The organism is Rhodobacter capsulatus, from assembly GCF_003254295.1.
Classification (GTDB): Bacteria; Pseudomonadota; Alphaproteobacteria; order Rhodobacterales; family Rhodobacteraceae; genus Rhodobacter; species Rhodobacter capsulatus.
In genome coordinates this window covers 68,048-82,458 of sequence record NZ_QKZO01000004.1, presented here as the reverse complement: position 1 = coordinate 82,458, position 14,411 = coordinate 68,048, and the positions used below count along the sequence as shown (strand labels likewise).

The 14,411-nt window shown below is 66.0% G+C and carries 13 protein-coding genes; all 13 read left to right on the top strand.

The window, feature by feature from the left end; translation table 11 throughout:
• Window positions 1-187: 187 nt before the first annotated feature.
• Window positions 188-703 (top strand): 2-vinyl bacteriochlorophyllide hydratase, encoded by a 516-nt coding sequence (gene bchF, locus LY44_RS06935; protein ID WP_055209586.1) that lies wholly within the window; start codon window positions 188-190, stop codon window positions 701-703.
• Complete coding sequence (locus tag LY44_RS06930; protein ID WP_055209587.1) at window positions 700-1,974, top strand: ferredoxin:protochlorophyllide reductase (ATP-dependent) subunit N; 1,275 nt, start codon at window positions 700-702, stop codon at window positions 1,972-1,974. Before bchF ends, LY44_RS06930 begins: the two co-directional genes overlap by 4 nt.
• Window positions 1,971-3,548 carry a ferredoxin:protochlorophyllide reductase (ATP-dependent) subunit B gene (bchB, locus tag LY44_RS06925; protein ID WP_055209588.1) on the top strand — a complete coding sequence of 526 codons (1,578 nt, stop codon included), beginning with the start codon at window positions 1,971-1,973 and terminating at the stop codon, window positions 3,546-3,548. Before LY44_RS06930 ends, bchB begins: the two co-directional genes overlap by 4 nt.
• A gap of 4 nt (window positions 3,549-3,552) precedes the next feature.
• A complete protein-coding gene (locus tag LY44_RS06920; RefSeq protein ID WP_055209648.1) occupies window positions 3,553-7,122 on the top strand; it encodes a magnesium chelatase subunit H in 3,570 nt (1,189 codons plus the stop codon).
• A 28-nt stretch (window positions 7,123-7,150) separates the two neighbouring features.
• Window positions 7,151-8,065 carry a ferredoxin:protochlorophyllide reductase (ATP-dependent) iron-sulfur ATP-binding protein gene (bchL, locus tag LY44_RS06915; RefSeq protein WP_055209649.1) on the top strand — a complete coding sequence of 305 codons (915 nt, stop codon included), beginning with the start codon at window positions 7,151-7,153 and terminating at the stop codon, window positions 8,063-8,065.
• Window position 8,066: 1 nt separating this feature from the next.
• Window positions 8,067-8,741 (top strand): magnesium protoporphyrin IX methyltransferase, encoded by a 675-nt coding sequence (bchM, locus tag LY44_RS06910; protein ID WP_055209589.1) that lies wholly within the window; start codon window positions 8,067-8,069, stop codon window positions 8,739-8,741.
• Window positions 8,738-10,171, top strand: coding sequence for a PucC family protein (locus tag LY44_RS06905; protein WP_055209590.1), 1,434 nt, complete (start codon window positions 8,738-8,740; stop codon window positions 10,169-10,171). Before bchM ends, LY44_RS06905 begins: the two co-directional genes overlap by 4 nt.
• A gap of 15 nt (window positions 10,172-10,186) precedes the next feature.
• A complete protein-coding gene (gene puhA / locus LY44_RS06900; protein ID WP_055209591.1) occupies window positions 10,187-10,951 on the top strand; it encodes a photosynthetic reaction center subunit H in 765 nt (254 codons plus the stop codon).
• A 71-nt stretch (window positions 10,952-11,022) separates the two neighbouring features.
• A complete protein-coding gene (gene puhB / locus LY44_RS06895; RefSeq protein WP_055209592.1) occupies window positions 11,023-11,664 on the top strand; it encodes a photosynthetic complex putative assembly protein PuhB in 642 nt (213 codons plus the stop codon).
• A gap of 10 nt (window positions 11,665-11,674) precedes the next feature.
• Entirely contained in the window at window positions 11,675-12,163 is a 489-nt protein-coding gene (gene puhC / locus LY44_RS06890; protein WP_055209593.1) for a photosynthetic complex assembly protein PuhC, read from the top strand.
• Window positions 12,164-12,337: 174 nt separating this feature from the next.
• A complete protein-coding gene (puhE, locus tag LY44_RS06885; protein WP_055209594.1) occupies window positions 12,338-13,162 on the top strand; it encodes a putative photosynthetic complex assembly protein PuhE in 825 nt (274 codons plus the stop codon).
• 108 nt (window positions 13,163-13,270) lie between these two features.
• The gene (locus LY44_RS06880) at window positions 13,271-13,759 is read left to right on the top strand and encodes a lysozyme inhibitor LprI family protein (RefSeq protein ID WP_065118350.1); all 489 of its coding nucleotides are present in this window, start codon (window positions 13,271-13,273) and stop codon (window positions 13,757-13,759) included.
• Window positions 13,760-13,775: 16 nt separating this feature from the next.
• Entirely contained in the window at window positions 13,776-14,408 is a 633-nt protein-coding gene (locus LY44_RS06875; protein ID WP_065118351.1) for a NifB/NifX family molybdenum-iron cluster-binding protein, read from the top strand.
• The last annotated feature ends 3 nt before the right edge of the window (window positions 14,409-14,411 follow it).

The window sequence follows — 14,411 nt, the reverse complement described above, 5'->3', positions numbered from 1 at the left end:
CCGGTTTCTGCCCGCACGAGTCGTGACCGCGGTTTAGCCGGGGGCAGGCCGTTGCATCAAGGCGCCCTTGCGCGCAAGGGCAGCGGCGTTTCGTCCCGCCCCTGAGTGTAAGTTTTCATTGACACTTTCTCGTGACAAGCCCAGTTTCACGGCAGAGTGCGCTCACGAAGAAAGGCTGGCTGCCACTATGCCAAACTCCCCCCAAAACCCGTCGCGAAAAGCACTCTACACCGAGGAAGAACGCGCCCGCAGGGACGCTACTCCGTGGACCGTGGTGCAGGCCATCCTGGCACCGCTGCAGTTCCTGGTCTTCGGTATCTCGCTCGTGCTCGTGGTGAGATTCCTTTTCACCGGAGAGGGTTACGAGGCTGCGACGATCTCGATCCTGATCAAGACGCTTTTGCTTTACACGATCATGGTGACCGGAGCGATCTGGGAAAAAGTCGTGTTCGGGCAGTATCTTTTCGCCCCCGCCTTCTTCTGGGAGGACGTGTTTTCCTTCGGGGTGATCGCGCTGCACACGGCCTATCTCTGGGCGCTTTTCACCGGCCAACCGCATGAGCTGCAGATGTTCATCGCGCTGGCCGCCTATGCAACCTATGTCATCAACGCCGGACAGTTCCTGTGGAAACTGCGTCAGGCGCGGCTTCAGGCAGCTTCCGAAGACGCCGGCTCCCTGGTGATGGAACGGGGGACGCGATGAGCCTCGATTCGCCGACTTTCGGCTGCACCGATTCTCCGGTGCGGCGCGAGCGTGGCCAGAAAGCCGTGTTTTGCGGCCTGACCTCGATCGTCTGGCTGCACCGCAAGATGCAGGACGCCTTCTTTCTGGTCGTGGGCTCGCGCACTTGCGCGCATCTGCTGCAGGCCGCCGCGGGCGTGATGATCTTTGCCGAGCCGCGTTTCGGCACCGCAGTTCTGGAAGAGCAGGATCTGGCGGGTCTCGCCGATGCGCACAAGGAGCTTGACCGCGAGGTGGCGAAGCTGCTGGAGCGTCGCCCCGATATCCGGCAGCTGTTCCTTGTGGGCTCCTGCCCCTCCGAAGTGCTCAAGCTGGATCTGGACCGCGCGGCCGAACGGCTGTCGGGCCTGCATGCGCCGCATGTGCGGGTGTACAGCTACACCGGCTCGGGCCTGGATACGACCTTCACGCAAGGCGAGGACACCTGCCTGGCCGCGATGGTGCCGACGCTGGACGCGACCGATGCGGCCGAGCTGGTCGTCGTCGGCGCCCTGCCCGATGTGGTCGAGGATCAGTGCCTGTCGCTTCTGACCCAGCTGGGCGTCGGCCCGGTGCGGATGCTGCCCGCGCGGCGCTCGGACATCGAGCCTGCCGTGGGGCCGAACACCCGGTTCATTCTGGCGCAGCCCTTCCTGGGCGAGACCTCGGGCGCGCTGGAACGGCGCGGGGCAAAGCGGATCTCTGCCCCCTTCCCCTTTGGCGAGGAAGGCACGACGCTGTGGCTCAGGGCCGTGGCCGATGCCTATGGCGTTTCGGCCGAAAAGTTCGAAGCCGTCACCGCCGCGCCCCGGGCCCGGGCGAAAAAGGCGATCGCCGCGCATCTTGAGACGCTTTCCGGCAAGTCGCTTTTCATGTTCCCCGACAGCCAGCTGGAAATTCCGCTGGCGCGGTTTCTGGCGCGTGAATGCGGCATGAAGACGACCGAGATCGCCACCCCCTTCCTGCACAAGGCGATCATGGCGCCTGACTTGGCGCTGCTGCCCTCGAACACCGCCCTGACCGAGGGGCAGGATCTGGAAGCCCAGCTGGACCGGCACGAGGCGATCAACCCCGATCTGACCGTTTGCGGTCTGGGGCTGGCGAACCCGCTCGAGGCCAAGGGTCATGCGACGAAGTGGGCAATCGAACTGGTGTTCACGCCGGTGCATTTCTACGAGCAGGCGGGGGATCTGGCCGGGTTGTTCTCGCGCCCGTTGCGCCGTCGTGCATTGCTGAACGGAGGCGCGGCATGAAGCTGACGCTCTGGACCTATGAGGGCCCGCCGCATGTCGGCGCGATGCGTGTTGCCACGGCAATGAAGGACCTGCAGCTGGTGCTGCACGGGCCACAGGGCGACACTTACGCCGATCTTCTCTTCACGATGATCGAGCGCCGCAATGCCCGCCCGCCGGTGAGCTTTTCCACCTTCGAAGCCTCGCATATGGGGACTGACACCGCGATCTTGCTGAAGGACGCGCTGGCGGCGGCCCATGCGCGCTACAAGCCGCAGGCGATGGCCGTCGCGCTGACCTGCACGGCGGAACTTTTGCAAGACGATCCGAACGGGATTTCCCGCGCGCTGAACCTGCCCATCCCGGTCGTGCCGCTGGAACTGCCGAGCTATTCGCGCAAGGAAAACTACGGCGCGGACGAGACCTTCCGCGCGCTGGTCCGCGCGCTTGCCGTGCCGATGGAGCGCACGCCCGAGGTGACCTGCAACCTGCTCGGCGCGACCGCGCTTGGCTTCCGGCATCGCGACGACGTGGCCGAGGTGACGAAACTGCTCGCAACGATGGGGATCAAGGTCAATGTCTGCGCGCCCTTGGGCGCCAGCCCCGATGATCTGCGCAAGCTCGGTCAGGCGCATTTCAACGTGCTGATGTATCCCGAAACCGGGGAATCGGCGGCGCGGCATCTGGAACGCGCCTGCAAGCAGCCCTTCACCAAGGTCGTGCCGATCGGCGTCGGCGCCACCCGTGATTTCCTGGCGGAAGTGAGCCAAATCACCGGCCTGCCCGTCGTCACCGACGAATCGACGCTGCGGCAACCCTGGTGGTCTGCCTCGGTCGACAGTACCTATCTGACCGGCAAACGCGTCTTCATCTTCGGCGACGGCACCCATGTGATCGCCGCCGCGCGGATCGCCGCGAAGGAAATCGGCTTCGAAGTCGTCGGCATGGGCTGCTACAACCGCGAGATGGCGCGGCCCCTGCGCACGGCTGCCGCCGAATACGGGCTCGAAGCGCTCGTCACCGACGATTATCTGGAAGTGGAAAAGGCCATCGAGGCCGCCGCACCGGAACTGATCCTTGGCACGCAGATGGAGCGCAACATTGCGAAAAAGCTGGGCCTGCCCTGCGCGGTGATCTCGGCGCCCGTCCATGTGCAGGACTTCCCCGCCCGCTATGCCCCGCAGATGGGCTTTGAAGGCGCGAACGTCCTTTTCGACACCTGGGTGCATCCGCTGGTGATGGGCCTTGAGGAACACCTGCTGACGATGTTCCGCGAAGATTTCGAATTCCACGACGCGGCCGGGGCCAGCCATCATGGCGGCAAGGCTGTGGCGCGCGAAGAAACCCCTGTTGCCCCGGCCGAAACGGCCCCTGCGGCGACCTCCGACACCCCGGCAGCGCCCTCGCCGGTAGTCGATGCCCAGGCCCGCGGCGAAATCCGCTGGCGGCCCGAGGCCGAGCGCGAATTGCGCAAGATCCCGTTCTTCGTGCGGGGCAAGGCCAAGCGCAACACTGAACTTTATGCCGCGCACAAAGGCGTGTGCGACATCTCCGTCGAAACCCTCTATGAGGCCAAGGCCCATTATGCACGATGAGTCGATGAGCGGAACCATGCCGCTGCCGCCGCACCGTCCGGGCGGCTATAACGTCGTGATCATCACGCTCGACCAGCATGCCGCCGGTCCGGCTGCCCGCGCTTTGCCGCGGCTGCAACACGACTTCCCCGACATCCACATTTCCGTCCACGCCGCCGCCGAATGGTCGGAAAACCCGGCCAAGCTGGCGGCTGCGAAAGCGGCCGTGCTGGGCGCGAATATCGTCGTCGCGAACCTTCTGTTCATCGACGAACACCTGCAGATGATCGTGCCCGAGATGCAGGCGGTGCGCGACAATCTGGATGCCTTTGTCGGCATGGTCGCCGATCCGCAGGTGGTCCGTCTGACGAAGATGGGCGATCTGGACATGACCAAGCCCGCTTCGGGGCCAATGGCGCTGCTGAAAAAGCTGCGCGGCAAGTCGGAACCCGGCGCGGGATCTGCCGAAAAGCAGATGTCGATGCTGCGCACGATCCCGAAGATGCTGAAATTCATTCCGGGCAAGGCGCAGGATCTGCGCGCCTGGTTCCTGTGCATGCAATATTGGCTGGGCGGGTCCGAGGACAACATCGAATCGATGGTCCGCTATCTGGTGGGCCGCTATGCCGACAACCGCGACTGGCGCGGCATCAAGGCGGCGGCGCCGATCGACTACCCCGAGGTCGGGCTTTACCACCCCGACATGCCGGGCCGGATCACCACCGATCCCGCCAAGCTGCCGCAGCCCGCGAACCCGGTCGCGACGATCGGCCTGTTGATGCTGCGCAGCTATATCCTGGCCAAGGACACCGCGCATTATGATGCGGTGATCCGCGAATTGCAGGCGCATGGCGTCGCCGTTCTGCCCGCCTTTGCCGGTGGCCTTGATAGCCGCCCGGCGATCGAGGAATTCCTGCACGGCAAGATCGACACGCTTCTGTCGCTGTCCGGCTTCTCGCTGGTCGGCGGCCCGGCCTATAACGACAGCGATGCGGCGGTCGAAACGCTGAAAGCGCTGGATGTGCCCTATGTCACCGCGCAGCCGCTGGAATTCCAGACGCTGGGGCAATGGCGGGCCTCGGGCGGCGGGCTTGGCCCGGTGGAAACCACCATGCTGATCGCGCTGCCGGAAATCGACGGCGCGACGAACCCGACCGTTTTCGCGGGCCGCCACGATCCGGCGGGCTGCGTGACCTGTGCGCGCGGCTGCAAACCCGACCCGGAGGCGGAGAGCCACGCCATGGCCCCCTGCCCCGAGCGGATCGAGACGCTGGTGGACAAGGTCGTCCGCATGGCGAAGCTGCGCCGCTCCAAGGTGGCGGAACGCAAGGTCGGCATCGTGCTTTACGGCTTCCCGCCGAATGCCGGCGCCGCCGGGACCGCCGCTTATCTCTCGGTTTTCGAAAGCCTTTTCAACGTTCTGCACGCGATGAAGGCGTCGGGCTACCAGATGGGCGAGCTGCCCGAAAGCGTGCAGGATCTGCGCGATGCGGTGCTGTGCGGCCCGAACACGACGCATGGGCAACCGGCGCAGATCGCGGCCCGGATTCCGGCCGCCGAATTCGTCGCCCGCACGAAGTGGCTGAAAGACATCGAGGCCGCCTGGGGCTCCACCCCCGGCAAGCACCAGACCGACGGGCGGGACGTCTTCGTTCTGGGCCGTCAGTTCGGCAATGTCTTCGTCGGCCTGCAGCCGGTCTTCGGCTACGAGGGCGACCCGATGCGGCTGCTCTTTGAAAAGGGCTTCGCGCCGACCCATGCCTTTGCGGCCTTCTACCGCTGGCTGCGCGAGGATTTCGCCGCCGATACGCTGTTGCATTTCGGCATGCACGGCGCGCTGGAATTCATGCCCGGCAAACAGGCGGGCATGTGCGAAACCTGCTGGCCGGACCGGCTGATCGGCAACCTGCCGAACGTCTATCTTTATGCCGCCAACAACCCGTCCGAAGCGACGCTCGCCAAGCGCCGATCGAACGCGGTGATCGTGTCGCACCTGACCCCGCCGCTGGCGCAGTCGGGGCTTTACAAGGGCCTGTCGGAAATCAAGGAAAGCCTTGGCCGTCTGCGCGCCCTGCCGCCCGACTCGCCCGAGGCCGAAGACCTTGAAGCGCTGGTGCGCGAACAGGCCAAGGGCGTGAACATGGACGCCTCGGACCTTTCCACGCTGTGGGAGAAACTCCTGGAGACCGAGGGCGCGCTGATCACCGAGGGGCTGCATGTCGTCGGCCGTCCGATGACCGCCGAGGCCCGGGCCGAGATGCTGGCCCTGATGCCGGAAAATGCCGACCGGGCACGGGCGGACAGGCTGCTTCAGGAAGAGCATGAAATCGCGGGGCTTTTGCACGCGCTCGATGGCCGCTTCGTGCCGCCGGTGCCGGGCGGCGATCTGGTGCGCTCGCCCGAGATCCTGCCCACGGGGCGCAACATCCACGCCTTCGACCCGTTCCGCATGCCGACCGCCTTTGCGATCCGCGACGGCGCGGCGCAGGCGGCGCGGCTTCTGGCCACCCACCCCACCCTGCCGCGCTCGATCGCGCTGGTTCTGTGGGGCTCGGACAACATCAAATCCGATGGCGGTCCGATCGGTCAGGCGCTGGCGCTGATGGGCGCGCGGCCGCGGTTCGACAACTACGGGCGTCTGGCCGGGGCGGAGCTGATCCCGCTTGCGGAACTGGGTCGTCCGCGGATCGACGTGGTGATGACGCTGTCGGGCATCTTCCGCGACCTGCTGCCGTTGCAGACGAAGCTTCTGGCCGAGGCGGCTTATCTTTGCGCCAGTGCCGAAAACGAGCCCTTGGCGCAAAACTTCATCCGCGCCAACACCCTGACCTGCATGCAGGAAACGGGGATGGACTTCGACACGGCGTCGCTGCGGGTCTTCTCGAATGCCGAAGGCGCCTATGGCTCGAACGTCAACACGCTGGTCGGCTCGGCGGGCTTTGGCGACGAGGACGAGCTGGCCGATGCCTATGAAGCCCGCAAGTCCTTTGCCTATGGGCGCGACGGCAAGTCGACGAAACAGGTGAACCTGCTGCAAAACGTGCTGTCCAAGGTCGATCTGGCCTATCAGAACCTCGAATCCGTGGAACTGGGCGTGACCACCGTCGATCACTATTTCGACACGCTGGGCGGCATCGCGCGGGCGACGAAACGGGCGCAGGGCGGCAAGGAAACGCCGGTCTATATCGGCGACCAGACCCGCGGCGCGGGCACGGTGCGCACGCTGCAAGACCAGATCGCGCTGGAAACCCGGGCCCGCAGCCTGAACCCGAAATTCTACGAAGGGCTGTTGAAACACGGCGCCGAAGGCGTGCGGCAGATCGAAGCGCAGGTCACGAACACCCTTGGCTGGTCTGCCACGACAGGGCAGGTTGAACCTTGGGTCTATCAACGGCTTTCGGAAACCTTTGTCCTTGACGACGAGATGCGCGAGCGGCTGGCCAGCCTGAACTCGGCCGCGTCAAGCCGGATGGCGCAACGGCTTCTGGAAGCTTCGGACCGCAACTACTGGCAGCCGGATGCTGCAACTCTGGCCGCGCTGCAAGCCGCCGCGGACGAGTTGGAGGACCGGATGGAAGGCGTTGCGGCAGAATGACATGGACGACGACGAAAAGGAGGGCCGCATGAGCCCGCGCGACGATATTCCCGACCTGAAGGGCTTCGACGGTGACGGCGAGGGCTCGGTGCAGGTGCACGACAGCGAAGACATCGGCCTCGATGTCGGCGGCGCGCGCGTGTTCTCGGTCTATGGCAAGGGGGGGATCGGCAAATCGACCACCTCCTCGAACCTCTCGGCCGCGTTCTCGCTTCTGGGCAAGCGCGTGCTGCAGATCGGCTGCGATCCGAAACATGACAGCACCTTCACCCTGACCGGGCGGCTGCAGGAAACCGTGATCGACATCCTCAAGCAGGTGAACTTCCACCCCGAAGAGCTGCGCCCCGAGGATTACGTCACCGAAGGCTTCAACGGCGTGATGTGCGTCGAAGCCGGGGGCCCGCCCGCGGGCACCGGCTGCGGCGGCTATGTCGTCGGCCAGACGGTGAAGCTGCTCAAGCAGCATCACCTTTTGGAAGATACCGACGTGGTGGTCTTCGACGTGCTGGGCGACGTGGTCTGCGGCGGCTTTGCGGCGCCGCTGCAACATGCCGACCGGGCGCTGATCGTGACCGCGAACGACTTTGACAGCATCTATGCGATGAACCGCATCATCGCCGCGGTGCAGGCGAAAGCGGTGAACTACAAGGTCCGTCTGGCGGGCTGCGTGGCGAACCGCTCGCGCGAGACGAACGAGGTCGACCGCTATTGCGAGGCCGCCAATTTCAAGCGCATCGCGCATATGCCGGATCTGGACAGCATCCGCCGCTCGCGGCTGAAGAAGCGCACGCTCTTTGAGATGGACGACGCCGAGGATGTGGTGATGGCGCGCGCCGAATACATCCGTCTGGCCGAGACGCTCTGGCGCTCGACCGGCGAGCCGGGCCTGACGCCCGAGCCGCTGACCGATCGCCATATCTTCGAACTTCTGGGATTCGATTGAGATGGCCTCCGATTACGCAGAGATCCGCAACCGCGTCGAACACTATTTCGACCGCACCGCCACCCGCGCCTGGGCGCGGCTGACCACCGCGGACGAGAAGGTAAGCAAGGTGCGCCAGACCGTGCGCGAAGGCCGCGACACGATGCGCGCCGTCATGCTGTCGCGGCTGCCCGACGATCTGACCGGCTGCCGCGTCATGGATGCGGGCTGCGGCACCGGGCTGACCACGGCCGAGCTGGCGAAACGCGGTGCCGAAGTGGTGGCGGTGGATATCTCGCCGCAGCTGATCGACATCGCCAAGGACCGCCTGCCGCCCGAATTGCGCGGCAAGGTCAGCTTCCATGTCGGCGACATGGCGGACCCGGCTTTGGGCCAGTTCGATTATGTCGTGGCGATGGACAGCCTGATCTACTATCGCGCGCCGGATATCGGCCGGGTGCTGACGGAGCTGGGCAAGCGCACGCATAGCGCCATCGTCTTCACCGTCGCGCCGAAAACCGCCTTCCTGATGGCGTTCTGGTGGGCGGGCAAGCTTTTCCCGCGCTCGAACCGCTCGCCGGTGATGATCCCGCATGCGCTCGACAAGCTGCAACGCCATGCGGGCGACAGCCTGATCAAGATCGACCGCGTCGCGCGCGGTTTCTACATCTCGGAATGCCTGGAGTATCGGCCATGATACTCTCCCGCCGCATGATCGGTTCGCTGGCGATGACCTGGCTGCCCTTCGCCGATGCGGCGTCCGAAACCCTGCCGCTGCGGCAATTGCTGCGGCTGTCGCTGTTTCAGGTTTCCGTCGGCATGGCGCAAGTCCTGCTTCTGGGCACGCTCAACCGGGTGATGATCCTGGAACTGGGCGTGCCCGCGCTTGTCGTCGCCGCGATGATCTCGATCCCGGTGCTGGTGGCGCCCTTCCGCGCCATCCTCGGCCACCGCTCCGACACCTACCGTTCGGCGCTTGGCTGGAAGCGCGTGCCCTATCTGTGGTTCGGTTCGCTCTGGCAGATGGGCGGGCTGGCGCTGATGCCATTCGCGCTGATCCTGCTCTCGGGCGATCAGACCATGGGCCCCGACTGGGCGGGCGAGGCCTTCGCGGCCGTGGCCTTCCTGATGGCGGGCGTCGGCATGCACATGACGCAGACCGCGGGGCTCGCGCTCGCCGCCGACCGCGCGACCGAGGAAACCCGGCCGCAGGTGGTGGCGCTGCTTTACGTGATGTTCCTGATCGGCATGGGCATTTCGGCGGTGATCGTCGGCTGGCTGTTGCGCGATTTCGACCAGATCACGCTGATCCGGGTCGTGCAGGGCTGCGGGGCGATGACGCTGGTTCTGAACGTCATCGCGCTGTGGAAACAGGAAGTGATGCGGCCGATGACCAAGGCCGAACGCGAAGCCCCGCGTCAGACCTTCCGCGAGGCCTGGAACCTCTTGGCCGCCGAGACCGGCGCCCTGCGGCTTCTGGCCACGGTGATGGTCGGCACCCTTGCCTTTTCGATGCAGGACGTGCTTCTCGAACCCTATGGCGGGCAGGTGCTTGGCCTGGCGGTGGGGCAGACGACCTGGCTGACCGCGGGCTGGGCCTTTGGCGCGCTTGTCGGTTTCATCTGGTCGGCGCGGCGCCTGTCGCAGGGCGCCGTGGCGCATCGCATCGCTGCGCGCGGGCTTCTGGTCGGCATCGTCGCCTTCACGGCGGTGCTGTTCTCGGCGCTTTTCGCCAGCAAGGTGCTGTTCTTCGCGGCTGCCATGGGCATCGGCCTTGGCAGCGGCATGTTCGGAATTGCCACGCTGACCGTGGCGATGATGGTGGTCGTGCGGGGTGCTGCCGGCATCGCGCTCGGCGCCTGGGGTGCGGCGCAGGCCACGGCGGCGGGGCTTGCGGTCTTCATCGGGGGTGCGACGCGTGACCTCGTTGCCCACGCCGCCGCGGCGGGTTATCTGGGGTCACTCGATAGCCCGGCGCTCGGCTACACGGTGGTCTATGTCACCGAAATCGGACTGCTCTTCATCACCCTTGCCGTGCTCGGACCGCTCGTTCGCCCCGGCAGCCTTTTCCCCAAGAAGCCGGAAACCGGCGAGGCTCGGATCGGCCTTGCCGAATTTCCAACCTGACAAAGGAGGACCACAATGGTCGGTGTCAATTTCTTCGGAGACTTCGATCTGGCCAGTCTTGCAATCTGGTCGTTCTGGGCGTTTCTCGCCTATCTGATCTACTATCTGCAAACCGAGAACATGCGCGAAGGCTATCCGCTCGAAAACGACGACGGCCTGCCTTCGGCCAACCAGGGTCCGTTCCCGGTGCCGTCGCCGAAGACTTTCGAGCTGGCCGATGGCCGCAAGATCGTCGTTCCCTCGGTCGAGAACGAAGAAGCCCACCGTCGCACCGACCTCGCGCTCGAGCGCACCTCGGTCAACGAAGGCTATCCGTTCCGTCCGACCGGCAACCCGATGCTTGACGGCGTGGGCCCGGCTTCGTGGGTGCCGCGGCGCGACGAGCCCGAGGTTGACGCGCATGGTCACAACAAGATCCAGCCGATGCGCAAGACCGAGATGACGGTTTCCGCCGGTCGCGATCCGCGTGGCATGCCGGTGCAGGCCGGGGATACCGAAGTGGTCGGCAAGATCGTCGACATGTGGGTGGATATCCCCGAGCAGCTGGTCCGTTACCTCGAGGTCGAACTGAACTCGGGCAAGAAGAAGCTGCTGCCGATGACCATGCTGAAGATCTGGTCGGACCGCGTGCGCGTCAACGCGATCACCTCGGACCTGTTCGACACCATCCCCGACATCAAGTCGCCGGATGTGGTCACCAAGCTCGAAGAAGACAAGATCTCGGCCTATGTCGCCGGGGGCTACATGTACGCCAAGGGTGTCAAACCCTACGCGCTCTGATGCGAGCCTACGGGGACGGCGCGCGCCCGCGCCGTCCCGTCTGACCGCACTACTGGAATACGGAGGTCTGCATGTCAGACCATGACTTCGACTTCGAACCCCAGCCGGGGATCCCCGCCCCCCTGCCGGAAGGCGAGGAGATTCTCTGGCAAGGCAAGCCCGACATGTGGATGCTGGCGCGCGACGCGTTCAAGATCCGCTGGATGACGGGCATCATGCTGTTTGCCGCCGCCTGGCGCACCGTGCTTTTGTGGCACGAGGAAGGCGCCCGGGTGGCGCTGCCCACCGCCGTGCTGTTCCTTTTGATGGCCGCTGTCGTCTACGGGCTGATGCTTCTGCTCGCCTGGGCGCAGGCCCGTGCCGCGATCTACACCATCACCTCGGCCCGCGCGATCCTGCGCATCGGCGCCGCGCTGCAGGTGACCTTCACCATTCCCTTCACCGTGATCGAATCGATGTCGCTGGCCAAGCTCGGCCGCAAGGGCTTCGGCACGATCGCGCTGCAGAACCGCTCGGACATGCGCCTGTCCTATGGCGTGCTCTGGCCGCATGCGCGCCCCTGGCATTTCCGCGCGCCGCAGGCCGCCTTCCGCTGCATCCCCGAGGCCGAAAAGGTCGCCCGCATCCTCTCCGAGGCGGCGCAGGCGAAACTGAACGAACCGCAGGTCGCCGCCGCGCCGAAAGCCGGCGCCGGTCTGGCCGTGGCGGAATAAGGGCACCCCGATGGCACAGCTTCCGCTCTCCCCTGCCCCGCAGCGCCCCGAGGCGAAAACGCCAGGCAAGCCCGAGGCCGAACTGATCCCGAAACCGCTTCTGCGGGCGATGATCGGCATCGCGCTTCTGGCGCTGGCACTGACCACCTATGCGGTGCTGACCGACCGCCCGCACGAGGGCGTGCCCGCCCCGGGCAAGGTCGTCGCCGAAAAGCTGGTCGTGCTGAAGGATATCGATTCGCGGCATGTCACCGTCTCCGATCCGGCGGGCAATCTGCTGCTCGATCTGCCCGAGGGCGGGTTCGTCGACGTGATGGCGGCCGCCGTGCGGCGCTCGCGCGCCGTGGCGCGGATCACCGACAACCCGCCGGTGCGGATCGTGCGCTATGACAACGGCCGTCTGGCGATGGAAGACCCGGCCACCGGCTGGTCCACCGAACTTTACGCCTTTGGCGCCGACAGCAAGGCCGCCTTCGAGCGTATTCTCGACATGAAGTGAGGAACCCATGCCCGCTTTGATCCCCCACTGCCTTTCCAGATCCGCCGCAGCGCAAGCGCGGCGGGAGGCGTGGGCCTGCGGGCCTTGCGTTACCGCCCCCGTGGCGGTTCGGATCGGGGCGATGGGCGCGTCCCCCGGTCCAGCGCGGCGCCCCCGTAATCGGGGGTGCCGCGCATGAACAATCCCTGGCTCGTGGCGCTGACGACGATCTTCGTGTGGTGGTTCTCCACCGGCGCGATCCTGTGGCGCATCCGCCGCGCCGATCTGTCGGGCCGGGCGGCGCATATGCGCTCGGTCGTGGGCGGGCTGCCGCTGCTGATCGGCGGCTATATCGCGATGGCCAATTCCGCCGATGACACCTCGGTGCGGGGTGCCCATATCGCCTTCCTGTCCGCCGTCTCGGTCTGGGGCTGGTTCGAGCTGGCGTTCCTCTCGGGCGTCGTCGCCGGGCCGAACCGCGATCATTGCCCGCCCTTCGCCTCGATGACGGAACGGTTCATCCGCTCGGTCGGCACGCTTTTGTGGCATGAAATCGGCCTGATCTCGGCCTTGATCCTGTGCGCGGTGCTGGTCTGGGGCGGCGAGAATCATTTCGGCCTCTGGACCTTCGGCACGCTGTTCTTTGCCCGGGTCTCGGCGAAGCTGAACCTGTTTCTGGGCGTGCCGCGGATCAACACGCAGTTCCTGCCGAAACCGCTCGCCCATCTGGCCAGCCATTTCTGTCACGCCCGGATGAACTTTCTTTTTCCGGTCTCGATCACCGTTCTGACCTTTGCCACCGGCTGCTGGATGGAACGGGCGGCGGATGCGCAGACCGACGGCATCTTCATCGGCTTCGTGCTGCTCACCGTGCTGACGGCGCTGGCGCTGCTGGAACACTGGTTCATGGTGCTGCCGCTGCCCGACCAGAAACTCTGGACCTGGATGCTGCCTTCGGTCGAGGACCCGGTCGAGCCGACCGCCGATCCGGCGCAAGCGCGCGTTTCGCTGGGCGAGTGACGCGCGACTTCGTGAACGGGGTGTCGCGCAGAATGTGACGACGTCACAGACACCCCCTGCCCCACCGGCTTATCTGCCCGCATCCGGAATTACACGAGGTTTCCGCCGATGCGTGTTTCGACCCTCTGTCTGGCCATGGCCCTCAGCCTGCCGCTGCCCGCCCTTGCGGGAAATCCCACCGCCGACTGCATGGCCGGGGCGACGACGCCCGAGGCGCAGGCGGCCTGCATCGGCCTTTCGGCCGAGGCCTGCCGCAAGCGTCCCTCCACCACCCAGCCCACCGATGTCGCGGCCTGCTATACCGATGAATACGGCTGGTGGCGCAAGCGCATGCTGACGGCGGCCGAGACGATGAAGGCGCGGGCGGAAAAGCTGGACGTGCCCTATTCGAAGCAGATCGCCGCGGGCATGCCGCGGCTCGTCGACGATACGCAGATCATGCTTGACGCCTGGCAGACATGGGCCGAGAAACGCTGCACCTTCGAGGGGATGGTGCATCGCAATTCGCCCCGCCGGATGGTCTATGCCGCCGCCTGCCACATGCGGCTGACCGCCGAGCAGACCCTGTTCCTCGAAGCCTCTGCCAAAGCCAATTGACCCCCGAGGAACGCCCATGCTGATCGCCGTTGCCAGCCAGAATTTCCGCACCATCACCGGACATGCGGGCAAGACCCGCCGCTTTCTCGTCTATGAGGTGACGGAAGGTCAGGCGCCGGTCGAGGTGGATCGCCTTGACCTGCCGAAAGAGCTGGCGATGCATGACTTCCACGGCGACGGGCCGCATCCGCTTGATGCGATGACGGCGGTGATCTCGGCCGGCGCGGGCGAGGGCTTTGCCGAGCGCATGGCCGAGCGCGGCGTCTTTGCCGTGGTGACCGAGGAAGAGACCGACCCGGCCAAGGCCGCGGGCACGCTGGCCGTGGCCATTGTCGAGGCGCTTTCGGCGGCGGGAATGCGGCTGGAAGATCTCGACGGTTGCGGCTGCGGTTGCGGCGATCACGGCCGCGAAGGCTGCGATGGTCAGGGCGGCTGCGGCGGCCATGACCACGATCACGCCCATGATCACGACCATGGGCACAGCGGTTGCGGCTGTGGCGGCGGCGGGCAGCGGCGCGGCCAGGGGCGCCGTCGCGGCGGCTGCGGCTGCGGCGGTCACGACCAAGCGGCCGAGGCCGCGCCGGTGCTGCGCGATGCGCCGCGCCAGAGCGGCGGCGGTTGCGGTTGCGGCGGCTCTGGCAAGCACTGACCC

Bases quoted from the DNA above. Each gene is read 5' to 3' on its own strand.
- bchF (WP_055209586.1), top strand. From the start codon at position 188: ATGCCAAACTCCCCCCAAAACCCGTCGCGAAAAGCACTCTACACCGAG.
- LY44_RS06930 (WP_055209587.1), top strand. From the start codon at position 700: ATGAGCCTCGATTCGCCGACTTTCGGCTGCACCGATTCTCCGGTGCGG.
- bchB (WP_055209588.1), top strand. From the start codon at position 1,971: ATGAAGCTGACGCTCTGGACCTATGAGGGCCCGCCGCATGTCGGCGCG.
- LY44_RS06920 (WP_055209648.1), top strand. From the start codon at position 3,553: ATGAGCGGAACCATGCCGCTGCCGCCGCACCGTCCGGGCGGCTATAAC.
- bchL (WP_055209649.1), top strand. From the start codon at position 7,151: ATGAGCCCGCGCGACGATATTCCCGACCTGAAGGGCTTCGACGGTGAC.
- bchM (WP_055209589.1), top strand. From the start codon at position 8,067: ATGGCCTCCGATTACGCAGAGATCCGCAACCGCGTCGAACACTATTTC.
- LY44_RS06905 (WP_055209590.1), top strand. From the start codon at position 8,738: ATGATACTCTCCCGCCGCATGATCGGTTCGCTGGCGATGACCTGGCTG.
- puhA (WP_055209591.1), top strand. From the start codon at position 10,187: ATGGTCGGTGTCAATTTCTTCGGAGACTTCGATCTGGCCAGTCTTGCA.
- puhB (WP_055209592.1), top strand. From the start codon at position 11,023: ATGTCAGACCATGACTTCGACTTCGAACCCCAGCCGGGGATCCCCGCC.
- puhC (WP_055209593.1), top strand. From the start codon at position 11,675: ATGGCACAGCTTCCGCTCTCCCCTGCCCCGCAGCGCCCCGAGGCGAAA.
- puhE (WP_055209594.1), top strand. From the start codon at position 12,338: ATGAACAATCCCTGGCTCGTGGCGCTGACGACGATCTTCGTGTGGTGG.
- LY44_RS06880 (WP_065118350.1), top strand. From the start codon at position 13,271: ATGCGTGTTTCGACCCTCTGTCTGGCCATGGCCCTCAGCCTGCCGCTG.
- LY44_RS06875 (WP_065118351.1), top strand. From the start codon at position 13,776: ATGCTGATCGCCGTTGCCAGCCAGAATTTCCGCACCATCACCGGACAT.